The sequence below is a fragment of the Burkholderia sp. AU45251 genome (assembly GCF_030482905.1).
In the GTDB taxonomy this organism is placed as follows: Bacteria; Pseudomonadota; Gammaproteobacteria; order Burkholderiales; family Burkholderiaceae; genus Burkholderia; species Burkholderia aenigmatica.
Genome location: NZ_JAUJQH010000012.1, coordinates 113,692 through 138,922, shown reverse-complemented (window position 1 = coordinate 138,922; position 25,231 = coordinate 113,692). Strand labels below are relative to the sequence as shown.

The 25,231-nt window shown below is 66.8% G+C and carries 22 protein-coding genes, 1 pseudogene and 1 riboswitch; of the genes and pseudogenes, 20 read left to right on the top strand and 3 right to left on the bottom strand.

Annotated features, from left to right (window positions below; translation table 11 throughout):
- Window positions 1-38: 38 nt before the first annotated feature.
- On the bottom strand, window positions 39-770 hold the full coding sequence (locus QZM67_RS23105; protein WP_301806916.1) for an OmpW family protein: 732 nt from the start codon (window positions 768-770) through the stop codon (window positions 39-41).
- Between the two features lie 193 nt (window positions 771-963).
- On the opposite strand from QZM67_RS23105, the gene QZM67_RS23100 reads away from it, so the two are divergent.
- The 5 genes from QZM67_RS23100 to thpR all read left to right on the top strand — a co-directional run bounded on the left by QZM67_RS23100 (window position 964) and on the right by thpR (window position 10,643).
- Window positions 964-1,677 carry a transposase gene (locus QZM67_RS23100; protein WP_006477151.1) on the top strand — a complete coding sequence of 238 codons (714 nt, stop codon included), beginning with the start codon at window positions 964-966 and terminating at the stop codon, window positions 1,675-1,677.
- Between the two features lie 289 nt (window positions 1,678-1,966).
- Window positions 1,967-6,670 (top strand): glutamate synthase-related protein, encoded by a 4,704-nt coding sequence (locus tag QZM67_RS23095; protein ID WP_301806913.1) that lies wholly within the window; start codon window positions 1,967-1,969, stop codon window positions 6,668-6,670.
- A gap of 85 nt (window positions 6,671-6,755) precedes the next feature.
- Entirely contained in the window at window positions 6,756-8,222 is a 1,467-nt protein-coding gene (locus QZM67_RS23090; RefSeq protein WP_043191801.1) for a glutamate synthase subunit beta, read from the top strand.
- 367 nt (window positions 8,223-8,589) lie between these two features.
- Window positions 8,590-10,080: a sodium:alanine symporter family protein gene (locus QZM67_RS23085; protein WP_301806911.1), complete on the top strand. Its 1,491-nt coding sequence runs from the start codon at window positions 8,590-8,592 to the stop codon at window positions 10,078-10,080.
- Window positions 10,077-10,643, top strand: a complete 567-nt coding sequence (gene thpR / locus QZM67_RS23080; RefSeq protein ID WP_043191798.1) for an RNA 2',3'-cyclic phosphodiesterase — start codon at window positions 10,077-10,079, stop codon at window positions 10,641-10,643. The genes QZM67_RS23085 and thpR overlap by 4 nt, the downstream gene beginning before the upstream one ends.
- 205 nt (window positions 10,644-10,848) lie before the next feature.
- Here thpR and QZM67_RS23075 read toward each other — a convergent pair.
- Both QZM67_RS23075 and QZM67_RS23070 read right to left on the bottom strand, forming a co-directional pair.
- A pseudogene (locus QZM67_RS23075) lies at window positions 10,849-11,031 on the bottom strand (short-chain dehydrogenase); the annotation flags it as partial.
- Between the two features lie 25 nt (window positions 11,032-11,056).
- Window positions 11,057-12,826, bottom strand: a complete 1,770-nt coding sequence (locus tag QZM67_RS23070; RefSeq protein ID WP_301806909.1) for an ABC transporter ATP-binding protein/permease — start codon at window positions 12,824-12,826, stop codon at window positions 11,057-11,059.
- Window positions 12,827-13,095: 269 nt separating this feature from the next.
- Window positions 13,096-13,219: riboswitch (TPP riboswitch) on the top strand.
- Window positions 13,220-13,450: 231 nt separating this feature from the next.
- Here QZM67_RS23070 and QZM67_RS23065 point away from each other — a divergent pair.
- The 15 genes from QZM67_RS23065 to hisG all read left to right on the top strand — a co-directional run bounded on the left by QZM67_RS23065 (window position 13,451) and on the right by hisG (window position 25,208).
- Window positions 13,451-14,587, top strand: a complete 1,137-nt coding sequence (locus QZM67_RS23065) for an FAD-dependent oxidoreductase (RefSeq protein WP_301806908.1) — start codon at window positions 13,451-13,453, stop codon at window positions 14,585-14,587.
- 32 nt (window positions 14,588-14,619) lie between these two features.
- Window positions 14,620-14,817 (top strand): sulfur carrier protein ThiS, encoded by a 198-nt coding sequence (gene thiS / locus QZM67_RS23060; protein ID WP_043191789.1) that lies wholly within the window; start codon window positions 14,620-14,622, stop codon window positions 14,815-14,817.
- A gap of 38 nt (window positions 14,818-14,855) precedes the next feature.
- A complete protein-coding gene (locus QZM67_RS23055; protein ID WP_043191787.1) occupies window positions 14,856-15,671 on the top strand; it encodes a thiazole synthase in 816 nt (271 codons plus the stop codon).
- The gene (gene thiE / locus QZM67_RS23050; RefSeq protein ID WP_301806905.1) at window positions 15,668-16,792 is read left to right on the top strand and encodes a thiamine phosphate synthase; all 1,125 of its coding nucleotides are present in this window, start codon (window positions 15,668-15,670) and stop codon (window positions 16,790-16,792) included. Before QZM67_RS23055 ends, thiE begins: the two co-directional genes overlap by 4 nt.
- Before the next feature lie 84 nt (window positions 16,793-16,876).
- Window positions 16,877-17,698, top strand: a complete 822-nt coding sequence (locus QZM67_RS23045) for an ABC transporter ATP-binding protein (protein ID WP_006477138.1) — start codon at window positions 16,877-16,879, stop codon at window positions 17,696-17,698.
- On the top strand, window positions 17,695-18,462 hold the full coding sequence (gene mlaE / locus QZM67_RS23040; RefSeq protein ID WP_006477137.1) for a lipid asymmetry maintenance ABC transporter permease subunit MlaE: 768 nt from the start codon (window positions 17,695-17,697) through the stop codon (window positions 18,460-18,462). The genes QZM67_RS23045 and mlaE overlap by 4 nt, the downstream gene beginning before the upstream one ends.
- 30 nt (window positions 18,463-18,492) lie before the next feature.
- Window positions 18,493-19,041 (top strand): outer membrane lipid asymmetry maintenance protein MlaD, encoded by a 549-nt coding sequence (mlaD, locus tag QZM67_RS23035; RefSeq protein WP_175026503.1) that lies wholly within the window; start codon window positions 18,493-18,495, stop codon window positions 19,039-19,041.
- A 30-nt stretch (window positions 19,042-19,071) separates the two neighbouring features.
- Complete coding sequence (locus tag QZM67_RS23030) at window positions 19,072-20,016, top strand: VacJ family lipoprotein (protein ID WP_089449840.1); 945 nt, start codon at window positions 19,072-19,074, stop codon at window positions 20,014-20,016.
- A 109-nt stretch (window positions 20,017-20,125) separates the two neighbouring features.
- Window positions 20,126-20,755, top strand: coding sequence for a phospholipid-binding protein MlaC (locus tag QZM67_RS23025; RefSeq protein WP_175026504.1), 630 nt, complete (start codon window positions 20,126-20,128; stop codon window positions 20,753-20,755).
- A complete protein-coding gene (locus QZM67_RS23020) occupies window positions 20,752-21,027 on the top strand; it encodes a lipid asymmetry maintenance protein MlaB (protein ID WP_043191779.1) in 276 nt (91 codons plus the stop codon). The genes QZM67_RS23025 and QZM67_RS23020 overlap by 4 nt, the downstream gene beginning before the upstream one ends.
- A 192-nt stretch (window positions 21,028-21,219) precedes the next feature.
- Complete coding sequence (locus tag QZM67_RS23015) at window positions 21,220-22,146, top strand: ABC transporter ATP-binding protein (protein ID WP_011350722.1); 927 nt, start codon at window positions 21,220-21,222, stop codon at window positions 22,144-22,146.
- Window positions 22,143-22,898, top strand: a complete 756-nt coding sequence (locus tag QZM67_RS23010) for an ABC transporter permease (RefSeq protein WP_089460352.1) — start codon at window positions 22,143-22,145, stop codon at window positions 22,896-22,898. The genes QZM67_RS23015 and QZM67_RS23010 overlap by 4 nt, the downstream gene beginning before the upstream one ends.
- Before the next feature lie 56 nt (window positions 22,899-22,954).
- Window positions 22,955-23,194: a BolA family protein gene (locus QZM67_RS23005; protein WP_006477131.1), complete on the top strand. Its 240-nt coding sequence runs from the start codon at window positions 22,955-22,957 to the stop codon at window positions 23,192-23,194.
- 14 nt (window positions 23,195-23,208) lie between these two features.
- On the top strand, window positions 23,209-24,558 hold the full coding sequence (gene murA, locus QZM67_RS23000; protein ID WP_301806896.1) for a UDP-N-acetylglucosamine 1-carboxyvinyltransferase: 1,350 nt from the start codon (window positions 23,209-23,211) through the stop codon (window positions 24,556-24,558).
- Window positions 24,555-25,208, top strand: a complete 654-nt coding sequence (hisG, locus tag QZM67_RS22995) for an ATP phosphoribosyltransferase (RefSeq protein ID WP_043191773.1) — start codon at window positions 24,555-24,557, stop codon at window positions 25,206-25,208. Before murA ends, hisG begins: the two co-directional genes overlap by 4 nt.
- The last annotated feature ends 23 nt before the right edge of the window (window positions 25,209-25,231 follow it).

Here is a 25,231-nt window from a genome sequence, read left to right as displayed (position 1 = left end):
GCAGCAGGATTAACCATTCCCCAAATATTCGACTACGCTTAGAAGCGGTAACCGACGTTCAGGTACGTCACGATCGGGTTCAGCGAGATGTGGGCCTTCGACGTTTCCGTCAGCGTGCCGACCGGTGTCCGGCGGGCCGTCGTGAAGGTCGCGGTCACGCTGACCGGGATGTACGACATCGAGAAGCCGGCGAACCAGTGTTTCGTGAAGTTGTACGTGAAGCCGGCGTTGAACACGGGCGCCCACTGGTTGCTGGTCTGGGCGGTGGTCGGGCCGCCGAGCACGCCGTTTTCGAACGCGCTGTTCGTGATCTTCGCGCCGGTGAACCAGATATACGTTGCGCCGACGCCGACATACGGACGGAACTTCGCGTTGGCGTCGTTGAAGTAGTACTTGAGGAGGAGCGCGGGGCTCCACTGGTACGCGCGGCCAAGCGTACCAAAATTCGCGAACTGGCCCTTGCCCGTGATGTCGAACTTCGGCGGAATGCCGGCGATGAACTCGGTGGCGATGTGGTCGGTCACGAAGTAACCGGTCGCCAGTGCGAGCGTGTCGGCGTCGCTGATGCCGGCGCCCGTGTTGGGAACCGATTGGTTGACGGGCGTGCCGCCTACGCCGTAGACGAACAGCGGGTCGCTGCTGTCCTGCGGCGCGAGGTGCAGCCAGCCGGTGCTGACGTAGAAATCACCTGCGGATTGTGCATGTGCCGTACCGCCCGCGAACGTGAATGCGAGCGCTGCAGCCCCCGTAATGGCCAGTTTTCGTTTCATTGTGTCTCCTCCGATCTAAGGCGTGCTCATTATGACGACTGCGTTTAAAACCAAACAAGCTCGTAAGTTAGAGTTTTCACCCTAGGATTAGTACGACCGTACGCTTCCGCGCCCTGTCGGGACAGGCATTCTACGCAGGTGCGCACTATCGGACCCCCGGGTATTTCCTAACGCGTTCAAACGGACATTCAGCATGGCACGGTTAGCACGACTCTACGTTCCCGACCAGCCGCAGCACGTGATACTGCGCGGCCTGGATCAGCAACCCGCGTTCGTCGACGACCAGGACTACGAACTCTTCATCGATTGCCTGAAGGCCGCCGCGCGCGATCATCACCTGTCGGTGCACGCCTACGTGCTGCTGCCGCGCCAGGTGCAACTGCTCGTGACGCCGAGCGACGAGGCGAGCCTGCCGAAAGCGATGCAGGCTGTCGGCAGGCGCTACGTCGCGCATTTCAACCGGCGCTATTCGCGGCGCGGCACCCTGTGGGAAGGCCGTTACCGCGCGACGGTCATCGAAGGCGAGCGCTATTTCCTGCTCGCGAGCCGCGTGGTCGAGATGAGCCCGGTGCGCGCGCAGCTCGTCGCGACGCCCGAGGCTTATCGCTGGTCGAGCTACCGGCATCACGTCGGGCTCACCGTCGACAGCCTGATCACCGACCATCCGCTCTACTGGGCGCTCGGCAATACGCCGTTCGACCGCCAGCGCGCGTACAAGGAGCTGTGCGAGCAGCCGCTCGACGAGCGGCAGGCCGACCAGTTGCAGCAGGCGACGTTGAAGGGCTGGGTGCTCGGCGGCGAGAATTATCGCGAGTGGGCGGCGCGTACCGCGAACCGGCGCGTGTCGCCGCTGCCGCGCGGACGCCCCAGAAAGGTGCGTGAAAACACGCCGCCGATCCAGCAGTAATCCGGGAACGGCGGTTCAGGAGGCGGCGCTGCGGGCGCCGCTTCTTTTTGCACCAAAACGATACGGCCCCAATAAAATGGCACCAGATCGAGGCATCCGTTTAATTGGGGTTCGATCAAGCGGTTTTTGTTGCTATTCCTTTGATTCGTCGCGTATATTCCGAATTCCGGTGGCCCGGGCGAAGCTTGCCCATCCACTGTCGGCCGCGCCGTCTCCCGTCGGGAGCGGGATCGACGGCAACAAGAAAATGGTTCAACGGCCTCCAGGCCCCCTTTACGACGGTGTCCCCATGAACGACCACCAGCAGCCGCTCGCCGCGGTGCCCGCCGCACAAGGTCTGTATGACCCGCAAAACGAACACGACGCCTGTGGCGTCGGCTTCGTCGCTCACATCAAGGGCAAGAAGAGCCACGAGATCATTCAGCAGGGTCTGAAGATCCTCGAGAACCTCGATCACCGTGGCGCGGTCGGCGCCGATCCGCTGATGGGCGACGGCGCGGGCATCCTGATCCAGATCCCGGACGCGTTCTATCGCGAGGAAATGGCGAAGCAGGGCGTGATGCTGCCGCCAGCCGGCGAATATGGGGTCGGCATGATCTTCCTGCCGAAGGAAAACGCATCGCGTCTCGCGTGCGAGCAGGAGCTCGAGCGGACGGTGAAGGCAGAGGGCCAGGTCGTGCTCGGCTGGCGCGACGTGCCGGTCGACCATGCGATGCCGATTTCGCCGACCGTGAAGGCGAGCGAGCCGCTGATCCGCCAGATCTTCATCGGCCGCGGCAAGGACATCATGGTGACGGACGCGCTCGAGCGGAAGCTGTACGTGATCCGCAAGACGGCGAGCCACCGCATCCAGGCGCTGAAGCTCAAGCACGGCAAGGAATACTTCGTGCCGTCGATGTCGGCGCGCACGATCGTCTACAAGGGGCTGCTGCTCGCGGGCCAGGTCGGCGTGTATTACCGCGACCTGCAGGACACGCGTGTCGTGTCGGCGCTCGCGCTCGTGCACCAGCGCTTCTCGACCAACACGTTCCCGGCGTGGGAGCTGGCTCACCCGTACCGGATGATCGCGCACAACGGCGAGATCAACACCGTGAAGGGCAACGTGAACTGGCTGAACGCGCGTACCGGCGCGATCGCGTCGCACGTGCTCGCCGACGATCTGCCGAAGCTGTGGCCGCTGATCTACCCGGGCCAGTCGGATACCGCGTCGTTCGACAACTGTCTCGAACTGCTGGTGATGGCCGGCTACCCGCTCGTGCACGCGGTGATGATGATGATCCCGGAAGCGTGGGAACAGCACACGCTGATGGACGAGAACCGCCGCGCGTTCTACGAATACCATGCCGCGATGATGGAGCCGTGGGACGGCCCGGCCGCGATCGCGTTCACCGACGGCCGCCAGATCGGCGCGACGCTCGACCGTAACGGCCTGCGCCCGGCGCGCTACCTCGTCACCGACGACGACCTCGTCATCATGGCGTCGGAAGCCGGCACGCTGCCGATCCCCGAATCGAAGATCGTCAAGAAGTGGCGTCTGCAGCCGGGCAAGATGTTCCTGATCGACATGGAACACGGCCGCATCATCGACGACAAGGAACTGAAGGACAACCTCGCGAACGCGAAGCCGTACAAGAGCTGGATCGACGCCGTGCGCATCAAGCTCGACGAGATCGAGCCGAAGGCCGAGGAAGTCGCGGCCGGCCGCACGCAGGGCGCCGCGCTGCTCGACCGCCAGCAGGCGTTCGGCTACACGCAGGAAGACCTGAAGTTCCTGATGGCGCCGATGGCGCAGCAGGGTGAGGAAGCCGTCGGTTCGATGGGCAACGATTCGCCGCTCGCGGTGATGTCGAACAAGAACAAGACGCTCTATCACTACTTCAAGCAGCTGTTCGCACAGGTCACGAACCCGCCGATCGACCCGATCCGCGAGAACATGGTCATGTCGCTCGTGTCGTTCATCGGCCCGAAGCCGAACCTGCTCGACACGAACAACATCAACCCGCCGATGCGTCTCGAAGTGTCGCAGCCGGTGCTCGACTTCAAGGACATCGCGAAGATCCGCGCGATCGACCAGTACACGGGCGGCAAGTTCAGCGCGTACGAACTGAACATCTGCTACCCGGTTGCCTGGGGCAAGGAAGGCATCGAGGCACGCCTCGCGTCGCTGTGTGCGGAAGCCGTCGACGCGGTGAAGTCGGGCTACAACATGCTGATCGTGTCGGACCGCAAGACGGACGCCGAGCATGTCGCGATTCCGGCGCTGCTCGCCACGTCGGCGATCCACACGCACCTCGTCCAGCAAGGTCTGCGCACGAGCACGGGCCTCGTCGTCGAGACGGGCTCCGCACGTGAAACGCACCACTTCGCGTTGCTCGCGGGCTACGGCGCGGAAGCCGTGCACCCGTACCTCGCGATGGAAACGCTCGCGAAGATGGCCGAAGGGCTGCCGGGCGACCTGTCGCCGGAGAAGGCCGTCTACAACTTCACGAAGGCGGTCGGCAAGGGGCTGCAGAAGGTGATGTCGAAGATGGGCATCTCGACGTACATGTCGTACACGGGCGCGCAGATCTTCGAAGCGCTCGGCCTGTCGAGCGACCTCGTCGAGAAGTACTTCAAGGGCACCGCGTCGAAGGTCGGCGGTATCGGCCTGTTCGAAGTGGCGGAAGAAGCGATTCGCCTGCACCGCGATGCGTTCGGCGACAACCCGGTCCTGCGCGACATGCTCGACGCGGGCGGCGAGTACGCGTACCGCGTGCGTGGCGAAGACCACATGTGGACGCCGGATTCGATCGCGAAGCTGCAGCACGCGACGCGCAGCAATTCGTACCAGACGTACAAGGAATACGCGCACCTGATCAACGACCAGACCAAGCGTCACATGACGTTCCGTGGCCTGTTCGAGTTCAAGGTCGAGCCGACCAAGGCGATCCCGATCGACGACGTCGAATCGGCGAAGGACATCGTCAAGCGCTTCGCGACGGGCGCGATGTCGCTCGGTTCGATCAGCACCGAAGCGCACGCGACGCTCGCGGTTGCGATGAACCGGATCGGCGGCAAGTCGAACACCGGCGAAGGCGGTGAGGACCAGAAGCGCTATCGCAACGAACTGCGCGGCATTCCGATCAAGGCCGGCGAGACGCTGAAGTCGGTGATCGGCGACGAGATCGTCAGCGACATTCCGCTGAAGGACGGCGATTCGCTGCGCTCGAAGATCAAGCAGGTCGCGTCGGGCCGCTTCGGCGTCACCGCCGAGTACCTGGCATCGGCCGACCAGATCCAGATCAAGATGGCGCAGGGCGCGAAGCCGGGCGAAGGCGGCCAGCTGCCGGGTCACAAGGTGTCCGAATACATCGGCAAGCTGCGTTACTCGGTGCCGGGTGTCGGCCTGATCTCGCCGCCGCCGCACCACGACATCTACTCGATCGAGGATCTGGCGCAGCTGATCCACGACCTGAAGAACGTGAACCCGAGCTCGAGCATCTCCGTGAAGCTCGTGTCGGAAGTGGGTGTCGGCACGGTCGCGGCCGGTGTCGCAAAGGCGAAGGCCGATCACGTCGTGATCGCCGGCCATGACGGCGGCACGGGCGCGTCGCCGCTGTCGTCGGTCAAGCACGCGGGCACGCCGTGGGAACTCGGCCTGGCCGAAACGCAGCAGACGCTGGTGCTGAACCGCCTGCGCGGCCGCATCCGCGTGCAGGCCGACGGCCAGATGAAGACGGGCCGCGACGTCGTGATCGGCGCGCTGCTCGGCGCGGACGAATTCGGCTTCGCGACGGCACCGCTCGTCGTCGAGGGCTGCATCATGATGCGCAAGTGCCACCTGAACACGTGCCCGGTCGGCGTCGCGACGCAGGATCCGGTGCTGCGTGCGAAGTTCAAGGGCCAGCCCGAGCACGTCGTGAACTACTTCTTCTTCGTCGCCGAGGAAGTGCGCGAGATCATGGCGCAGCTCGGCGTCGCGAAGTTCGACGATCTGATCGGCCGCGCCGACCTGCTCGACACCCGCAAGGGCATCGAGCACTGGAAGGCGAAGGGCCTTGACTTCTCGCGCGTGTTCTACCAGCCGGAAGAGTGCGAGGACGTCGCGCCGCGTCACGTCGACGTGCAGGATCACGGCCTCGAGCGCGCGCTCGACCACGTGCTGATCGAGAAGGCGAAGGCCGCGATCGAGAACGGCGAGCATGTGTCGTTCATCCAGCCGGTGCGCAACGTGAACCGGACGGTCGGCGCGATGCTGTCGGGCGTGATCGCGAAGAAGCACGGCCACGACGGCCTGGCCGACGACGCGGTGCACATCCAGCTGAAGGGCACGGCCGGCCAGAGCTTCGGCGCGTTCCTCGCGAAGGGCGTGACGCTCGACCTCGTCGGCGACGGCAACGACTACGTCGGCAAGGGCCTGTCGGGCGGCCGGATCATCATCCGTCCGACCAACGACTTCCGCGGCAAGTCCGAGGAAAACATCATCTGCGGCAACACGGTGATGTACGGCGCAATCGAAGGCGAATCGTTCTTCCGCGGCGTCGCGGGCGAGCGCTTCTGCGTGCGCAACTCGGGTGCGACGGCGGTCGTCGAAGGCACGGGCGACCACGGTTGCGAATACATGACGGGCGGCACGGTCGTCGTGCTCGGCGAGACCGGGCGCAACTTCGCGGCCGGCATGTCGGGCGGTCTCGCGTACATCTACGATCCGGAAGGCACGTTCGCGGCGAAGTGCAACAAGGCGATGGTCGCGCTCGAGCCGGTGCTGCAGCAGGCCGAGCAGGAGCGCACGGTCGACCGCGCGCTCTGGCATGCGGGCACGACGGACGAAGCGCTGCTCAAGGGGCTCGTCGAGCGTCATTTCCAGTTCACGGGTTCGCCGCGCGCGAAGTCGCTGCTGGAAAACTGGGACGCGGCGCGCCGCCAGTTCGTGAAGGTGTTCCCGCACGAATACAAGCGCGCGCTGGGCGAGATCGGTGCGAAGAAGGCGGCGAAGGAAGTGCTGGCCGCCTGAGCGACGAACGACATAGCGAAGGCCGCGCGCGCATGATTGCCGCGCGCGGCTCCCCCACCCGATACACCGAACAGAAGAGCACCTTATGGGCAAGGCAACCGGTTTTCTGGAGTTCGAACGCCGCCACGAGGCGTACGAAGCACCGCTCACGCGCGTGAAGCACTACAAGGAATTCGTCGCGGCACTGACCGACGCGGACGCGAAGGTCCAGGGCGCGCGCTGCATGGATTGCGGCATCCCGTTCTGCAACAACGGCTGCCCGGTCAACAACATCATTCCGGATTTCAACGATCTCGTTTACCGCCAGGACTGGCAGCAGGCGATCGAAGTCCTGCACTCGACCAACAACTTCCCGGAATTCACGGGCCGCATCTGCCCGGCGCCGTGCGAGTCGGCATGCACGCTCGGGATCAACGACGATCCGGTCGGCATCAAGTCGATCGAGCACGCGATCATCGACAAGGCCTGGGCGGAAGGCTGGGTGAAGCCGCTGCCGGCCGAGCACAAGACGGGCAAGAAGGTCGCGGTCGTCGGTTCGGGCCCCGCGGGCCTCGCCGCCGCGCAGCAGCTCGCGCGTGCCGGCCACGACGTGACGGTGTTCGAGAAGAACGATCGCGTCGGCGGCCTGCTGCGTTACGGGATTCCCGACTTCAAGCTGGAGAAGTGGCTGATCGACCGCCGCATGCGCCAGATGGAAGCGGAAGGCGTGACGTTCCGCACCAGCGTGTTCATCGGCAAGGATCCGCTGCCCGAGTCGATCGGCAGCCTCGCGAAGGAAACCATCTCGCCGGAGACGCTGAAGGAAGAATTCGATGCGGTCGTGATCGCCGGCGGTTCGGAAACGCCGCGCGACCTGCCGGTGCCGGGCCGCGAACTCGCGGGCGTTCATTACGCGATGGACTTCCTGCCGCAGCAGAACCGCGTGAACGCGGGCGACAAGCTGGTCGACCAGCTGCTCGCGAAGGGCAAGCACGTGATCGTGATCGGCGGCGGCGATACGGGTTCCGACTGCGTCGGCACGTCGAACCGTCACGGCGCGAAGCAGGTCACGCAGTTCGAGCTGCTGCCGCAGCCGCCGGAAGAAGAGAACAAGCCGCTCGTGTGGCCGTACTGGCCGATCAAGCTGCGCACGTCGTCGTCGCACGAGGAAGGCTGCGAGCGTGACTGGGCGGTCGCGACGAAGCGCCTCGAAGGCAAGAACGGCAAGGTCGAGAAGCTGATCGCAGTGCGCGTCGAGTGGAAGGACGGCAAGATGCAGGAAGTGCCGGGCTCCGAGTTCGAGATGAAGGCCGACCTCGTGCTGCTCGCGATGGGCTTCACGCAGCCGGCGGCACCCGTGCTCGAAGCGTTCGGCGTCGCGAAGGACGCGCGCGGCAACGCACGTGCTGCGACCGAAGGCGATCGTTCGTACTACACGTCGGTCGACAAGGTGTTCGCGGCGGGCGATATGCGCCGTGGCCAGTCGCTCGTCGTGTGGGCGATCCGCGAAGGCCGCCAGTGTGCGCGGTCGGTCGATGCGTACCTGATGGGGCATTCGAGCCTGCCGCGATAAGCGCAGGTCGGTAGCCGTCGTAGAAACCGGGCGTCCGAAAGGGCGCCCGGTTTTTTTTATGCGTGCGATTCGGTGTCGTACCGCGCGTGCGCAGCGCGCTCCGTAGCGGGCGAGCACCCGGCGTTTCGGCGCGCTGCTACCGCGCCGCGCGCATCGCGACATGGCCCGGTGTCGCGGCTTCGAGATCCTGGTGCCCCCGCAATTTCGCGAAGCGTCGCCTAATCTGATCACATCCGGCGGCGATTTCCCGGCATCACAAATCTTTCGTTTTTGTAATGATCCTTGCAAATTGTCATATCATGTCGCCCCTCCGGCCGTGAAGCGAGCGGCCGTCACATATGACTGACCCTATTTACAAGGATTCTGGATGGAAGCACTCGTGCAAGGGCTGATCGACACCGTCAACGGCGTGTTGTGGAACTACGTGCTGATTGCGCTGCTGCTCGGCGTGGGCGCGTGGTTCACGCTGCGGTTCCGGATGATCCAGCTGAAGGCGCTGTTCCTCAGCATGAAGCTGGTCGGCAGCAAGGGCGAGCCGGGCAGCATCTCGTCGTTCCAGGCGTTCGCGACCGGGCTCGCGAGCCGCGTGGGCACCGGCAACATCGCCGGCGTCGCGGTCGCGCTGACGGTCGGCGGGCCGGGCGCGATCTTCTGGATGTGGATGACGGCGCTCGTCGGGATGTCGTCCGCGTTCGTCGAGGCGACGCTCGCGCAGATCTTCAAGGTGTCACACCCGGACGGCAGCTATCGCGGCGGCCCCGCGTACTACATCCAGACGGGCCTGCGCTCGCGCGGCTTCGGCGTGCTGTTCTCGCTGTCGCTGATCCTCGCGTTCGGCTTCGTGTTCAACGCGGTGCAGGCCAACGCGATCGCCGATGCGTTCGACACGTCGTTCGGCTGGAGCCGCGCGAGCGTTGGTCTTGGGCTCGTGCTGCTGACCGCGCCGATCATCTTCGGCGGGATCCGTCGGATCGCGGCGGTTGCGCAGGTGATCGTGCCGCTGATGGCCATCGGCTACCTCGCGCTCGCGGTCTATGCGGTCGCGACGCACATCGCGCTGGTGCCGGGCGTGATCGAATTGATCGTGAAGAGCGCGTTCGGTCTCGAGCAGGCAGCGGGCGGCCTGACGGGCTATGCGGTCAGCCAGGCGGTCGCGATGGGCGTGAAGCGCGGGCTGTTCTCGAACGAGGCCGGCATGGGCAGCGCGCCGAATGCGGCGGCGACCGCCAGCACGCGGCATCCGGTCGTGCAGGGGCTGATCCAGATGCTCGGCGTATTCGTCGACACGATCGTGATCTGTAGCGCGACCGCCTTCGTGATCCTGCTGTCGGGCCAGTACGAACTGGGCACCGGCATGGAAGGCGCGGCGCTCACGCAGCGCGCAATCGCGAGCCACGTCGGCGGCTGGGGCGGCATCTACATGGCGTTCGCGATCTTTTTCTTCGCATACTCGTCGGTGATCGGCAACTACGCCTATGCGGAAGGCAACGTCGAATTCATCACGAAGCGGCGCGGCGTGCTGCCGCTGTTCCGCATCGCGGTGCTCGGCATGGTGATGTTCGGCAGCGTCGGGCAACTGCCGCTCGTGTGGGCGATGGCCGATACGAGCATGGGGCTGATGGCGATCATCAACCTGATCGCGATCCTCGCGCTCGGCAAGTATGCGCACGCCGCGTGGGCCGACTATCGCCGCCAGCGCGCGGCAGGCGTTGCCGATCCGGTGTTCACGCGCAACACGATTCCGGAACTCGCGAACGTGCTGCCGACCGACGTGTGGGGCGAGCATGGCCCGCTGCCGCAGCGTCCGGCCGTGGCCGATGCCGACAGCGTGCCGCGTACGGTGGTGCGCGAGTCATGAACGGCGACCGGCTGCGCGTGTTCGTCGCGCTGATGCCCGATGTGGCATCGCGCGACGCGCTGCACGCGTTGCCGGTTACCCGTGGCGCGCGGCGTCCGCTGCCCGCGCAACTGCATGTGACGCTCGCGTTCGTCGGCGCGATCGAGCGGGCGTGCTGCGACGCGCTGGCCGCATACCTGCCGGCGCTCGCGGCCGCGCATGCGCTGCCGTTGGTGCCGGTCGAACGGATCGCGTGGTGGCCGAGCCTGCCGCGCGCGCGGCTGATCGTCGCGGAACTGGCCGCCGAGCCGGCGTGTGCGGCGTTGAATGTCGCGCTGTCCGCGAAGCTGCGCGAGCTCGGCGTGCCGGCTGACCGGCGGCCGTTCCGACCGCACGTGACGCTTGCCCGGCTGCCGCACGATGCGGTCGGGCAGCCGGCGCACGGCGGTGCGGTGAAGCGGCCGGTCGCGCTGCGGTTCGACGCGCTCACGCTGTTCGAAAGCCGGTTGTCGCACGAAGGGGTGTCGCATCGGCCGATCGTGTCGGCGCCGATTGCACGGGCGGACGGCGCGGCTGCGGGTTGAGCCGCTTCGGCGAGGCCCGGCGAAGGCCGGCCGCCATCCTTGTCATGCGGCAGGCGGGCTTGCCGCTGCATCGGTTCGGCGACGTCGCGCGACGTCCGGCCTGCTATCCGCGGCGGGCGAGCGTCAATCCCGATGGACCGAGCTTAGATTCTCTCCCGGTGACGAGATCCGCCACCACCTTCCCCGACCCCATCGACATCGCCCAGCCGGGCTCACCGAGATCGCTGGAGCGCGTGACACATGCCGCGCCGGCCGTGGTGTACGCGCGGGCGACTTCGGCGCGCCGGGCGCGTGCCGCTTTGTCCGCGTGCAGCGCTAATGCCATGCGGGGCGCCGCGAGCCGCCGCGCGCACGCCGCGCCGATCCCCGAACCGGCGCCGGTGATCAGCGCGCTCCGCGCGCGGTGCGTGCGCTTACGCGGCGACCTTGTCGCTGTCGTTCACGCGCTCGACGTTGATCGTGCCGACGTGGAACGCGGCCAGCGACTCGCGGTGCGCGATGCTGATGATCGCGGCCTTCGGCAGCCGTTCGGCGAACAGGTGATAGAGGCGTGCCTCGTTGTCGGCGTCGAGCGCGCTCGTCGCTTCGTCGAGGAACAGGAAGTCGGGCTTGTGCAGCAGCACGCGTGCGCCAGCCAGGCGCTGCTGTTCGCCCGGCGACAGCACGCGGGTCCAGTGCGCGGTCTCGCCGAGGCGCTCGACGTAATCCTCGAGGCGGCATGCGCGCAGCGCGTCGCGGCAGGCTTCGTCGCTGAACGCGTCGGCCATCGCCGGATAGGTGAGCGCGGCCTTCAGCGTGCCGATCGGCAGATAGCTCGTCTGCGGCACGAACATCATCCGCGCACCGACCGGCGCATCGATCGCGCCGTCGCCGAACGGCCACAGGCCCGCGAGCGCGCGCATGAACGTGCTCTTGCCGGAACCCGACTTGCCGATCACGAGCCAGCGCGAGCCGGGCTCGATCGTGACGCTGCCGATGTTCGCGAGCGCGTTGCCGTTCGGCAGCGCGAGCTTGAGCGACGACGTCGACAGCGTCGTGTCGTCGACGTAGTGCAGGTTGATGCCGCCGTGCTCGGTCGCGGGCGACAGGCTTTCCTTCAGGTGCGACGTGCCCATCACGCGCTTGAATTCGCGCAGACGGTTGACGGTGGCGCGCCATTCGACGAGGGTCGAGTAGCTGTTGATGAACCACGAGAACGAATCGCTGACGGTGCCGAACGCGGACGAGATCTGCATCAGCACGCCGAACGAGAACGCGCCCGCAAAATAGCGCGGCGCGGCGACGACGAGCGGGAAGATGATCGCGATCTGCCCGTAGAAGCTCAGCACGAACGTGAGCCGCTTCGTGTACTTCATCACGCGCCACCAGTTGTCGCGGATGCGCATGAAGAGGTTTTGCGCGTTGCCGGTCTCGGTCTTCTCGCCGTCGTAGAACGCGATCTGCTCGGCGTTCTCGCGCACGCGGATCAGCCCGAAGCGGAAGTCGGCCTCGACGCGCTGCTGCTGGTAGTTGATCGACACGAGCGGATGGCCGACCTTCTGGATGATCAGCGAGCCGATCACCGCGTACAGCGCGGCCGCCCACACCATGTAGCCGGGGATCGCGATCGGCGTCGCGCCGAGCGAAATCGTCAGCGCGCCGGCGAGCGACCACAAGATCGTGATGAACGACACGAGCGTGACGACCGTCGACAGCAGGTCGAGCGACAGCGCGAGGGTGGTCGTCGCGAACGACTGGAGGTCGTCGGTGATCCGCTGGTCGGGGTTGTCGGCGAGGCGGTCACGTTCGATCCGGTAGAACGCGCGATCGCCGAGCCACTGGCCGAGAAAGCGGTCGGTGAGCCACTGGCGCCAGCGGAAGCCGAGCATCTGCCGCAGGTAGCGGCCGTATACGGCGAGGATGATGAAGGCGAACGCGAGCGCGGAGAACTGCATCAGCAGGTTCGGGAAGTCGTGGACGTCCTTCGACTGCAGCGCGTTGTAGAACTCCGCGTTCCACTTGTTCAGCCGGACGTTGATCCAGACCACGCAGAGGTTGATCGCGATGATCGTGACCAGCAGGCCCCACGCGATTTTCCATTCGGACGATACCCAGTAGGGCTTGATGAGGCTCCATGCGGATACCGGGCGCTCGTCCTGCGGCGCGTCGGAGGCGGAGCGGACGGGATCGATCGATTGGGTCATGTGCTTCCTGATGAGTAGCCGGCGCGCGGGCCGGGCGAAGCCGGGCGCGCGCCGCGATACGGCATGCCGGGACGCGGCGCCGACTGACGGCGGGCGTCCGGATGGTCGCCCGCGCGTCTTAAACGGCACTTAAGGCCGGCGGTGACGCGGCAACCGGCCGCTCGCGCGGCCGGCCTGCGGGCATTGTGCCAGAGCGGCGCGGCACGACGGCGAATTTGCCGCAAGGGGGACAGTTTGCGGCGCTTTCCGCTTTTATGGTCTAATGGCCAACGACGAAACAGGGGTGCTTTGTGGCGCGGCCGGCAGATGTTCCAGCCAGCGCGATGAGGCTGAGAAAGACCCTTCGCACCCGATCCGGGTAATACCGGCGAGGGAAGTTTCTGATCCCGCCGGGTCGCGCTGGCTGCCATCCCACATGGTCAGCGCCCTTGTCCCGCCCGGCCGGCCTTTGCTGCCGGTTTCGTCCTTTTGGGTACGCGCTTTGCGCGTTACGGAAGGAATGATGACCGCACAATCTTCAGTCTTTTGCATGGTTCCCGGCCCGATGTCGCGTGCGTTCGCGCACGGCGGCGCGTGTGCGTGCGCATCGACGTTCGTCGTGCGCGCTTGCGCGGAGGGTGCGCGATGAACACCCGGGATTCCCGCCCCGACTTCGCGGTGCTCGGCGGCGGCCTCGTCGGCCGCCTGATCGCATGGCGGCTCGCTGGCGACGGGCATCGTGTCGCGCTTTACGAGCGCGGCGGCCCCGACGGCGAGCAGTCGGCTGCGTGGATCGCGGCAGCGATGCTCGCGCCGCTCGCGGAAGCGGCGAGCGCGGAGCTGCTGATCACCGAGCTCGGCGCCGCGTCGCTCGCGCGCTGGCCGCAGTGGCTCGCGGAACTGCCCGAACCCGTCTTCTTCCAGCATCACGGCACGCTCGTCGTCTGGCATCACGCGGATCGCGCGGAGGCGCCGTTGTTCGAGCGGCGCGTGCGCGCGAACGCGCCGGCCGACCTGTTCGACAGCGGGTTCGTGACGCTCGCCGGCGCGCAGGTCGATGCGGCCGAGCCGGTGCTCGCGGGCCGCTTCGCGCGCGGCCTGCTGCTGCCGAACGAAGGCCAGCTCGACAATCGCCAGGCGCTGCGCGCGCTCGCGGCCGGCCTCGCCGAGCGCGGCGTCGACCTGCACTGGCACGTCACGATCGACGACGCGAACCTGCCCGCCGCGCATTTCACGATCGATTGCCGCGGGCTCGGCGCGAAACCCGCGCTGCCCGCGTTGCGCGGCATCCGCGGCGAAGTCGCGCGCGTGCGCGCGCCCGGCATCGGGCTCACCCGGCCCGTGCGGCTGCTGCATCCGCGCTACCCGCTGTACATCGCACCGAAGCAGGACGATCTCTATGTGATCGGCGCGACCGAAGTGGAGGGCGAGGACATGTCGCCCGTCAGCGTGCGCTCCGCGCTCGAACTGCTGAGCGCGGCGTTCTCCGTGCATCCGGCGTTCGGCGAGGCGCGCATCCTCGAGCTCAATGCGCAGTGCCGGCCGACGCTGCCCGATCATCGCCCGGCGGTGATCTGGGACGGCGCGTCGACGCTCGCCGTCAACGGCCTGTACCGGCACGGCTTCATGATCGCGCCGGAAGTCGCGCACGCGGCGGTCGCGGTCGCCGAAGCCGCGCTCGGCGGCACGTTCGGCGACGCCGACGCGTTTGCCGCGTGGCGCGACGCGGCGCGCTGGCCGACGCTCCTTCATCACCGCAACGACGCGCGCCAGCCGGCCTGACGCGCGCCGCCGACCGAATTCGACGAAGCCTCATGGATATCCAGATCAACCAACAGACCCTGACGTTGCCCGACGGCGCAACGGTGTCCGACGCGCTCGCCGCGTACGGCGCGCGTCCGCCGTACGCGGTCGCGCTGAACGGCAACTTCGTCGCGCGCACGCAGCACGCGGCGCGCGCACTCGCGGCGGGCGACAAGCTCGACGTCGTGCACCCCGTCGCGGGCGGCTGAGCGCCGCCGGATCGTCCCCGCTCTTCCAGGAAAACGACATGACGTCCCACACCTCCGCCGACGCGTTGACGCTGTACGGCGAAACCTTCGCAAGCCGCGTGCTGATCGGCACGTCGCGCTATCCGTCGCTGCAGTCGCTGTCCGATTCGATCGCCGCGTCGCGGCCGGGGATGGTGACGGTCGCGCTGCGCCGCCAGATGACGGGCGGTACGGCCGAAGCCGGCTTCTTCGACCTGCTGAAGCGCCACGCGGTGCCGCTGCTGCCGAACACGGCCGGCTGCCAGACCGTCGCCGAAGCCGTGACGACCGCGCACATGGCGCGCGAGGTGTTCGGCACCGACTGGATCAAGCTCGAACTGATCGGCGACGACTACACGCTGCAGCCCGACCCGGTCGGCCTGATCGAAGCGGCCGCGCAACTGGTCAAGGACGGATTCAAGGTGCTGCCGTACTGCACCGAAGATCTGGTGATCGGCCGGCGCCTGCTGGACGTCGGCTGCGAGGCGCTGATGCCGTGGGGCGCACCGATCGGCACGGGCAAGGGCGTCGTGAACCCGTACGGCCTGCGTGTGCTGCGCGAGCGGCTGCCCGACGTGCCGCTGATCGTCGATGCGGGGCTCGGCGTGCCGTCGCACGCGTGCCAGGTGATGGAGTGGGGCTTCGACGGCGTGTTGCTGAACACGGCCGTGTCGCAGGCCACGCATCCCGAGATCATGGCGCGCGCGTTTGCGCAGGGGGTCGAGGCCGGTCGTGCCGCGTATCTCGCCGGACCGATGGACGCGCGCGAGACCGCGCACGCGAGCACCCCGGTCGTCGGGATGCCGTTCTGGCACCAGGACGGAGGCGGCGCATGAGCACGCGTTTCGCGGATGCATTCTGGCCGCCGGCTGACGAACTGGCCGAAGCGGCCGAACGGATTCGCGCGCGGCTCGGCGACTGGCCGGGCGGCGCCGCGCCGTGGCGGCTCTGCGTTGCGGTGCCCGACGCGCCGGCCGACGGCGACGTGCTGATCGTATCGGCCGGCGACCGCGCCGCGCAGGCGCGTGCGTCGGCCGCATCGCGGCCCGCGGCGCCGGGCGCGGTCGCGATCGAATTCGACGAGCAGGGCGCGGTGCTGCGCACGGCGGGCGCGCGCCACGCGCTCGACGCCGCGCATCCGCTCGCGGACGACTGGATTGCCGCGCTCGCCGCGTTCCTCGATTGCGGCTTTGCGCCGGTCGATGCGCTGGTGCTGGCGCTGGCCTGGCGCGACGGCGACGAAACGCGCGCCGCCGATGCGTGGCCGGTCGATGCCGCGCGGTTCCCGCGTGTCGCCGGGCTGCCGGCCGCGCCCGAACCGGCATTCGCGCCGTGCCCCGCGCAACTCGGCCTTTATCCGGTCGTGCCGGACGCCGAATGGGTCGAGCGCGTGCTCGATTGCGGCGTGCGGACCGTGCAGTTGCGTGTGAAAGGCGCAACGCCGGACGCCTTGCGGCGGGACATCGCGCGCGCGGTCGCGGCCGGGCGCCGCTATCCCGATGCGCGCGTGTTCATCAACGATCACTGGCAGATCGCTGTAGAAGAGGGGGCGTACGGCGTTCATCTGGGCCAGGAAGACCTCGAAACGGCCGATCTGGCCGCGATCGCGCGCGCGGGCCTGCGGCTCGGACTTTCGAGCCACGGTTATTACGAAATGTTGCGGGCACTGCACGAGCGCCCGAGCTACCTCGCGCTCGGCCCGGTGTACGCGACCGCGACCAAGGCCGTTGCTGCGCCGCCACAGGGCCTCGCGCGGATCGCCCGTTATGCGCGCTTCGCGGGCGCGCGGGCGCCGCTCGTCGCGATCGGCGGGGTGGGGCTCGACGCGCTGCCGGCCGTACTGGCAACGGGCGTCGGCAGTGTCGCGGTGGTCAGTGCGGTGACGGGGGCGGCCGACTATCGGGCCGCCATTGCCGCGTTGCAACAATGCTTTCCCGGACAATTTGACAATCATTGACCGGAGGGGCTGAAGCGGCGTCACGACATCATTCCAAGGCAGGCCCTATAATTCGGCGTTCTGCGTAAAAGGACTGTCAGCTCCGTGAGCCCCACTCCTACCGAGACACTGCTGGAACTTCGCGACGTCGACTTTGGCTACGGCGACCGCCTCGTCCTGTCCAACCTGAACCTGCGCTTCGGGCGCGGGCAGGTGGTCGCGGTCATGGGCGGGTCGGGTTGCGGCAAGACGACCGTGCTGCGCCTGATCGGCGGCCTCGTGCGTGCGCGCCGCGGCCAGGTGCTGTTCGACGGCGCCGATGTCGGCGCGCAAACGCGCGACGGCCTGTACGCGCTGCGCCGCAAGATGGGCATGCTGTTCCAGTTTGGCGCGCTGTTCACCGACATGTCGGTGTTCGAGAACGTCGCGTTCGCGCTGCGCGAGCATACCGACCTGCCTGAAGACCTGATCCGCGATCTCGTGCTGATGAAGCTCAACGCGGTCGGGCTGCGCGGCGCGCGCGACCTGATGCCGTCCGAGGTGTCGGGCGGGATGGCGCGCCGCATCGCGCTGGCACGCGCGATCGCGCTCGACCCGCAGCTCATCATGTACGACGAGCCGTTCGCGGGTCTCGATCCGATCTCGCTCGGCATCACCGCGAACCTGATCCGCACGCTGAACCAGGCGCTGGGCGCCACGTCGATCCTCGTGACGCACGACGTGCCCGAATCGTTCGCGATCGCCGACTACGTGTATTTCCTGGCCAACGGCGGCGTGCTCGCGCAGGGCACGCCCGACGAGCTGCGCGCATCGACCGATCCGAGCGTGCGGCAGTTCATCGACGGCGCGCCGGACGGCCCGTTCAAATTTCATTACACGAGCCCGCCGCTCGCAGCGGATTTCGGGCTCGGCGGAGGGCGCGCATGATCAGCGCGATCGGACGTTACGTCATCGGCGGCCTCGAGCGCGCGGGCTACGGCACGCGGCTGTTCGTGCGCCTCGTGCTGGAATTCTTCCCGCTGCTGCGCCGGCCGCGGCTGGTCACGAAGCAGATCCATTTCCTCGGCAACTATTCGTTCGTGATCATTGCCGTGTCGGGGCTGTTCGTCGGCTTCGTGCTCGGCCTGCAGGGGTATTACACGCTGAACCGCTACGGTTCCGAGCAGGCGCTCGGCCTGCTGGTTGCACTGTCGCTCGTGCGTGAACTCGGGCCGGTCGTCACCGCGCTGCTGTTCGCGGGCCGCGCGGGCACGTCGCTCACGGCCGAGATCGGTCTGATGAAAGCCGGCGAGCAGCTCACCGCGCTCGAAATGATGGCGGTGGATCCGATCAAGAACGTGATCGCGCCGCGCATGTGGGCGGGCATCATCGCGATGCCGCTCCTGGCGGCGATTTTCAATGCGGTCGGCGTGCTCGGCGGCTACTTCGTCGGCGTCGTGCTGATCGGCGTCGACCCGGGTGCGTTCTGGTCGCAGATGCAGGGCGGCGTGCAGGTCTGGGCCGACGTCGGCAACGGCGTGCTGAAGAGCATCGTGTTCGGGTTCGCCGTGACCTTCATTGCGCTGTATCAGGGGTATGAAGCGAAGCCCACGCCCGAAGGCGTGTCGCGCGCGACCACCAAGACGGTCGTGTTCGCATCGCTCGCCGTACTCGGCCTCGATTTCCTGCTGACCGCGCTGATGTTCAGCTAAGCCTCAGCCAAGCCAAATTTTGGGATGACGATGAAAAAGACTGCTCTCGACTTCTGGGTCGGCCTGTTCGTGGTGGTGGGCTTCCTCGCGGTGCTGTTCCTGGCGCTGAAGGTCGGCAACATGAGCTCGCTGTCGTTTCAGCCGACCTATTCGGTGAGGATGAAATTCGACAATATCGGCGGGCTGAAGCCGCGTGCGGCCGTGAAGAGCGCCGGCGTCGTGGTCGGCCGCGTGAAGTCGATCGGCTTCGACACGAATACGTACCAGGCGCTTGTCACGATCGATGTCGACGGCCAGTATCAGTTCCCGAAGGATTCGTCGGCGAAGATCCTGACGTCGGGCCTGCTCGGCGAGCAATATATCGGCCTCGATCCGGGCGGCGACACCGAAATGCTGAAGTCGGGCGATACGATCACGATGACGCAATCGGCGATCGTGCTCGAGAACCTGATCGGCCAGTTCCTGTACAGCAAGGCCGCCGACGCGGGCGGTGCGAAGCCGGCAGCCGGTGCGCCGGCCGCGCCTGCACCGGTGGCGGCGTCGGCGGTGTCCGCCGCGTCCGGTTCGGCGGCCCAATAACCACACGAGAGAATACAGAGGGTAATGACCATGCAGACGATCCGCATCAGGCACGCCGCACTGGCGGTAGCGGCAGTCGCCGCGTTGAGCGGCTGCGCGACCGTGCAGACGCCGACCAAGGGCGATCCGCTCGAAGGCTTCAACCGGTCGATGTACAAGTTCAACGACACGGTCGATACGTATGCGCTGAAGCCGGTCGCGAAGGGCTACCAGTACGTGGTGCCGCAGCCGGTGCGCGACAGCGTGACGAACTTCTTCTCGAACATCGGCGACGTCTACATCGCGGCGAACAACATCGTGCAGCTGCGGATCGCGGACGGTGTCGGCGACATCATGCGCGTCGTGATCAACACGGTGTTCGGCGTCGGCGGCTTGTTCGACGTCGCGACGATCGCGAAGCTGCCGAAGCACACGGCCGACTTCGGGATCACGATGGGCCGCTACGGCATGCCGTCGGGCCCGTATCTCGTGCTGCCGCTGCTCGGCCCGAGCACGCTGCGCGACACGGCCGGCCTGGGCGTCGACTACGTCGGCAACCCGCTGACCTACGTGAAGCCGGACGGCCTGAGCTGGGGCCTGTTCGGTGTCAACCTCGTCAACACGCGTTCGAACCTGCTCGGCGCGGGCGACGTGCTGGATGCCGCGGCGCTCGACAAGTATTCGTTCGTACGTAACGCGTACCTGCAACGCCGCCAGATGCTGATCAGCAACGCGCGCGGTGAAGCCGCCGCGACGTCGAGCAACGATGCGCTGCCGAAGTACGACCTGCCGGAAGACGGTGCGGCACCGGCGGCAGGCGCGGCAGCAGCGGGCGGAGCGACGGCACCGGCAGGCGCGTCGGGCGCGGCGGTGGCCGCCCCGGCGTCGGGCACGGCCGAATCGCCGAACCCGGCCAGCGCAACGACCGTGCCGCCGATGCAGGTGGCGCCGCCGTCACCGGGTGGGTTCCGCTTCCCGAGCATCCGGCTGCACTGACGGATTTACATTCGTTACAGCCGGAAACGATTCAGTCGGTAGCGTGCGCGAACTTGCGCGTAAGCTACCTGCTCCAACCTACGCATCGACTCATATGCAGGTCACCATGATGAAAAAACTGTTCCTGATCCCCGTTTTCGCGGCGCTGTTCTCGTTCGGCAGCGCGGCCCAAGCGCAAGTCGACCAGTCGAACCCGCAGGTGCTGATCAAGACGGCGACGCAGCAGGTGCTCGACGAAGTCAAGCAGCAGACGATCAAGCAGGGCGACACCAACCGCATCATTACGATCGTCAACAAGGACATCCTGCCGTACACCGATTTCCGCCGTACCACGCAGCTCGCGATGGGCCGCAACTGGCGCACGGCGACGGCCGAGCAGCAGCAGCAGGTTCAGGAGCAGTTCAAGCTGCTGCTGATCCGCACGTATTCGGGCGCGCTGGCGCAACTGAAGCCGGACCAGCAGATCCAGTACCCGCCGTTCCGCGCCGATCCGGCCGATACCGATGTCGTGGTCAAGACGGTGGCGATGAACAACGGTCAGCCGGTCCAGATCGATTACCGCCTGTACAAGTCGGCGAGCGGCTGGAAGGTGTATGACCTGAACGTGCTCGGCGCGTGGCTGATCCAGACGTACCAGCAGCAGTTCAACGAGAAGATCCAGCAAAGCGGCGTGGACGGCCTGATCCAGTTCCTCACGCAGCGCAACCAGCAACTTGCCGCTGGCAAGCAAGCGTCGTGAGCGGCTTCGAAGCCGGCTCCTCGCTGACCGTCGCGAGCGCGAAGTCCGCGCTCGCGGACGGTCTTGTGCGCATCGGCGCGGGCGCAACCGCCGTCGATTGCGCGGCGCTGACGCAGTTCGACTCGTCCGCGCTCGCCGTGCTGCTCGCATGGCAACGTGCCGCCAAAGCGCGCGGTGCGACCCTCGACATCCTCAATCTCCCCCCGAAGCTCGCCAGCCTCGCGCGCGCCTACGGCGTCGACGCGCTCATCGAAGGCACCGGGCGACATTGACCCTGTCCGACCGGAGCCTGCCGCGCCGCCCGGCGCGCGCAAGCTTCAGGCCGCGTGCCTCCCGCACCGGCTCCACCAGCCGGTTTGCCCTATAATCAAGCGTTTTGCGGGGCAGCCAATCGGCGTCCGGCCCCCATTTTCTTTCGCAGCAAGCACAGAATAGGCGTCGCGGCCCTGGCGTCGCGCACAGTCATGTCAGCCATAGAAATCCGTCACGTCAAGAAGCGCTACAAATCGCTTCAGGCGCTCAAAGGCGTCAGCCTGTCGGTCGAGGAAGGCGAGTTTTTCGGTCTGCTCGGCCCCAACGGCGCAGGCAAGACCACGCTCATCAGTATCCTCGCCGGGCTCGCCCGGGCCGACGAAGGCAGTATCTCGGTGCGCGGTCACGACGTCGTCAAGGACTTCCGTGGCGCGCGCCGCGCACTCGGCGTCGTGCCGCAGGAACTCGTGTTCGATCCGTTCTTCACCGTCCGCGAGACGCTGCGGATCCAGTCCGGCTATTTCGGGCTGCGCCGCAACGACGACTGGATCGACGAAGTAATGGCCAATCTCGACCTCACCGAGAAGGCCGATGCGAACATGCGCGCGCTGTCGGGCGGGATGAAGCGCCGCGTGCTGGTCGCGCAGGCGCTCGTGCACCGGCCGCCGGTGATCGTGCTCGACGAACCGACCGCCGGCGTCGACGTCGAATTGCGCCAGACGTTGTGGAAATTCATCTCGCGGCTGAATCGCGAGGGCCACACGATCGTGCTGACCACCCATTACCTCGAGGAAGCCGAGTCGCTGTGCGACCGCATAGCGATGCTGCGCCGTGGCGAAGTGGTCGCGCTCGATCGCACCGACGCGCTGCTGCGCCGTTTCGCAGGGCTGCAGCTGTACCTGCGCCTCGCGACTGGCGCGCTGCCGTCCGAGCTGCGCGGGCTGGAGTCCGACCCGGCCGCACGCGCGCCGGGCGAGCACCTGCTGCGCCTCACGAGCTACGACGATGTCGAACGCATCCTCGCGCAATGCCGCGCGGCGGGCTGCACGTTCGACGAGATCGAGGTCCGCAAGGCCGACCTCGAAGATGTGTTCGTCCAGGTGATGAACGGGGCAGACGTCATCGAGGGATTGGCATGAGTGGGTTTCAAACGCTGTTCTACAAGGAACTGCTGCGTTTCTGGAAGGTGTCGTTCCAGACGGTGTGCGCACCGATCGTCACGGCGTTGCTGTACTTGACGATCTTCGGCCACGCGCTGTCGGGCCGCGTCGAGGTCTATCCGGGCGTCGAGTACGTGAGCTTTCTCGTGCCGGGCCTGGTGATGATGAGCGTGCTGCAGAACGCGTTCGCGAACAGCTCGTCGTCGCTGATCCAGTCGAAGATCACCGGCAACCTCGTGTTCATGCTGCTGCCGCCGCTGTCGTACCGCGACATCTTCGGCGCGTACGTGCTCGCGTCCGTGGTGCGCGGCCTCGCGGTCGGCGCCGGCGTGTTCGTCGTGACGATCTGGTTTATCCCGATGCATTTCGCGGCGCCGCTGTTCATCATTGCGTTCGCGCTGCTCGGCTCGGCGATCCTCGGCACGCTCGGCCTGATCGCCGGGATCTGGGCCGAGAAGTTCGACCAGCTCGCCGCGTTCCAGAACTTCCTGATCATGCCGCTGACGTTCCTGTCCGGCGTGTTCTATTCGACGCACTCGCTGCCGCCCGTGTGGCGCGAGATCTCGCGTCTCAATCCGTTTTTCTACATGATCGACGGCTTCCGTTTCGGGTTCTTCGGCGCGTCCGACATCAACCCGTTCGCGAGCCTCGCGATTGTCACCGGTTTCTTCGTGCTGCTCGCGCTGATCGCGATGCGGCTGCTCGCGACCGGCTACAAACTGCGTCATTGATATCGACAGGCAGCGGCCGCCATCGGGGCGGCGCGCGCCGACAGGAGCCTTACACCATGTTGCCGACTCCCGAACAGGTCAAGCAATACATCGCCGGCGGTCTCGCCTGCACGCATCTGGAAGTCGAAGGCGACGGCCAGCATTTCTTCGCGACGATCGTGTCGGCGGCCTTCGAAGGCAAGCGGCCGATCCAGCGGCACCAGCTGGTCTATGCGGCGCTCGGCGATCGCATGAAACAGGAAATTCACGCGCTCAGCATGAAGACGCTGACGCCCGCCGAATGGCAGAACGCATAACCGGAAATCACTGAGTGCAAGTCACCGTCAACGAGCGCGACGCCGTCCAGAGCGTCGCCACGGCACACCCGGCCGCCAACGGGGAATCGCATGGCCAGGGGATGGACAAGCTCGTGATCGAAGGCGGCCACCGCCTGTCGGGCGAGATCGTCGTGTCGGGCGCGAAGAACGCCGCGCTGCCGATCCTGTGCGCGGGGCTGCTCACTGCCGATCCGGTCGATCTCGACAACGTGCCGAACCTGAAGGACGTGCGTACCACGCTGAAGGTGCTGAACCAGATGGGCGTGAAGAGCGAGACGGACGGCTGCCGCGTGCAGCTCGACGCGTCGCGCGTCGACAACCTCGTCGCGCCGTACGAGCTCGTGAAGACGATGCGCGCGTCGATCCTCGTGCTCGGGCCGCTGCTCGCGCGCTTCGGTGAGGCGAAGGTGTCGCTGCCGGGCGGCTGCGCGATCGGCGCGCGTCCGGTCGACCAGCACATCAAGGGTCTGCAGGCGATGGGCGCCGAGATCAGCATCGAGCACGGCTTCATCGAAGCCCGCGCGAAGCGCCTGAAGGGCGCGCGCATCGTGACCGACATGATCACGGTGACGGGCACCGAGAACCTGCTGATGGCCGCGACGCTGGCTGACGGCGAGACGGTGATCGAAAACGCCGCGCGCGAGCCGGAAGTGAGCGATCTCGCACACTTGCTGGTCGCGATGGGCGCGAAAATCGACGGCATCGGCACCGATCGCCTCGTGATCCAGGGCGTCGAGCGGCTGCACGGCGCGCGCCATTCGGTGATCCCCGACCGCATCGAGGCCGGCACGTTCCTGTGCGCGGTCGCGGCGGCCGGCGGCGACGTGATGCTGACGGGCGTGCGCCCGCACATCCTCGACGCGGTGATCGACAAGCTGCGCGAAGCCGGCGTGTCGATCGAGGAAGGCGACAGCTGGCTGCGCGTGAAGATGGATCGCCGCCCGTCGGCGGTCACGATCCGCACGTCGGAATACCCGGCGTTCCCGACCGACATGCAGGCGCAGTTCATGGCCCTCAATACGGTCGCGACGGGCACCGCGCAGGTCGTCGAAACCATTTTCGAGAACCGTTTCATGCACGTGCAGGAGCTGAACCGGCTTGGCGCGAACATCACGATCGACGGCAACACCGCGCTCGTGACGGGCGTCGAGAAGCTGTCGGGCGCGAACGTGATGGCGACCGACTTGCGTGCGTCGGCGAGCCTCGTGATCGCCGGGCTGCGTGCCGACGGCGAGACGCTCGTCGACCGCATCTATCACCTGGACCGCGGCTACGACCGCATGGAAGCCAAACTGACCGCCGTCGGCGCGAACGTGCGCCGCCTTTCCGGGAGCCAAGCATGACCGCGCCGCTGACCCTCGCCCTGTCGAAGGGCCGGATTTTCGAGGAAACCCTGCCGCTGCTGGCCGCGGCCGGCGTGCAGGTGACCGAGGATCCGGAAACGTCGCGCAAGCTGATCCTGCCGACGACGAACCCCGACCTGCGCGTGATCATCGTGCGCGCGAGCGACGTGCCGACCTATGTCGAATACGGCGCGGCCGATTTCGGCGTGGCCGGCAAGGACGTGCTGGTCGAACACGGCGGCTCGGGCCTGTACCAGCCGATCGATCTGAACATCGCGCGCTGCCGGATGTCGGTGGCCGTGCCGGCCGGTTTCGACTACGCGAGCGCCGTGCGCCAGGGCGCGCGCCTGCGCGTCGCGACGAAGTACGTCGAAACGGCACGTGAACACTTCGCCGCGAAGGGCGTGCACGTCGACCTGATCAAGCTGTACGGCTCGATGGAGCTTGCGCCGCTGGTCGGGCTGGCCGACGCGATCGTCGACCTCGTCAGCTCGGGCGGCACGCTGAAGGCGAACAATCTGGTCGAGGTCGAGGAGATCATGGCGATCTCGTCGCGCCTCGTCGTGAACCAGGCTGCGCTGAAGTTGAAGCGCACGGCGCTCAAGCCGATCCTCGACGCGTTCGAACGCGCGTCGCAGAATGGCGGTTGAGCGCATCACCGTAACGGAACTCC

Excerpts from the sequence above, each read along its gene's own strand:
- mlaD (WP_175026503.1), top strand. The coding sequence starts at position 18,493 with ATGAAAAAGACTGCTCTCGACTTCTGGGTCGGCCTGTTCGTGGTGGTG.
- QZM67_RS23030 (WP_089449840.1), top strand. The coding sequence starts at position 19,072 with ATGCAGACGATCCGCATCAGGCACGCCGCACTGGCGGTAGCGGCAGTC.
- QZM67_RS23015 (WP_011350722.1), top strand. The coding sequence starts at position 21,220 with ATGTCAGCCATAGAAATCCGTCACGTCAAGAAGCGCTACAAATCGCTT.
- QZM67_RS23070 (WP_301806909.1), bottom strand. The coding sequence starts at position 12,826 with ATGACCCAATCGATCGATCCCGTCCGCTCCGCCTCCGACGCGCCGCAG.
- QZM67_RS23090 (WP_043191801.1), top strand. The coding sequence starts at position 6,756 with ATGGGCAAGGCAACCGGTTTTCTGGAGTTCGAACGCCGCCACGAGGCG.
- QZM67_RS23010 (WP_089460352.1), top strand. The coding sequence starts at position 22,143 with ATGAGTGGGTTTCAAACGCTGTTCTACAAGGAACTGCTGCGTTTCTGG.
- mlaE (WP_006477137.1), top strand. The coding sequence starts at position 17,695 with ATGATCAGCGCGATCGGACGTTACGTCATCGGCGGCCTCGAGCGCGCG.
- QZM67_RS23055 (WP_043191787.1), top strand. The coding sequence starts at position 14,856 with ATGACGTCCCACACCTCCGCCGACGCGTTGACGCTGTACGGCGAAACC.
- thiE (WP_301806905.1), top strand. The coding sequence starts at position 15,668 with ATGAGCACGCGTTTCGCGGATGCATTCTGGCCGCCGGCTGACGAACTG.
- QZM67_RS23005 (WP_006477131.1), top strand. The coding sequence starts at position 22,955 with ATGTTGCCGACTCCCGAACAGGTCAAGCAATACATCGCCGGCGGTCTC.
- QZM67_RS23065 (WP_301806908.1), top strand. The coding sequence starts at position 13,451 with ATGAACACCCGGGATTCCCGCCCCGACTTCGCGGTGCTCGGCGGCGGC.
- QZM67_RS23105 (WP_301806916.1), bottom strand. The coding sequence starts at position 770 with ATGAAACGAAAACTGGCCATTACGGGGGCTGCAGCGCTCGCATTCACG.
- thiS (WP_043191789.1), top strand. The coding sequence starts at position 14,620 with ATGGATATCCAGATCAACCAACAGACCCTGACGTTGCCCGACGGCGCA.
- QZM67_RS23100 (WP_006477151.1), top strand. The coding sequence starts at position 964 with ATGGCACGGTTAGCACGACTCTACGTTCCCGACCAGCCGCAGCACGTG.
- hisG (WP_043191773.1), top strand. The coding sequence starts at position 24,555 with ATGACCGCGCCGCTGACCCTCGCCCTGTCGAAGGGCCGGATTTTCGAG.
- thpR (WP_043191798.1), top strand. The coding sequence starts at position 10,077 with ATGAACGGCGACCGGCTGCGCGTGTTCGTCGCGCTGATGCCCGATGTG.
- QZM67_RS23095 (WP_301806913.1), top strand. The coding sequence starts at position 1,967 with ATGAACGACCACCAGCAGCCGCTCGCCGCGGTGCCCGCCGCACAAGGT.
- QZM67_RS23085 (WP_301806911.1), top strand. The coding sequence starts at position 8,590 with ATGGAAGCACTCGTGCAAGGGCTGATCGACACCGTCAACGGCGTGTTG.
- QZM67_RS23025 (WP_175026504.1), top strand. The coding sequence starts at position 20,126 with ATGAAAAAACTGTTCCTGATCCCCGTTTTCGCGGCGCTGTTCTCGTTC.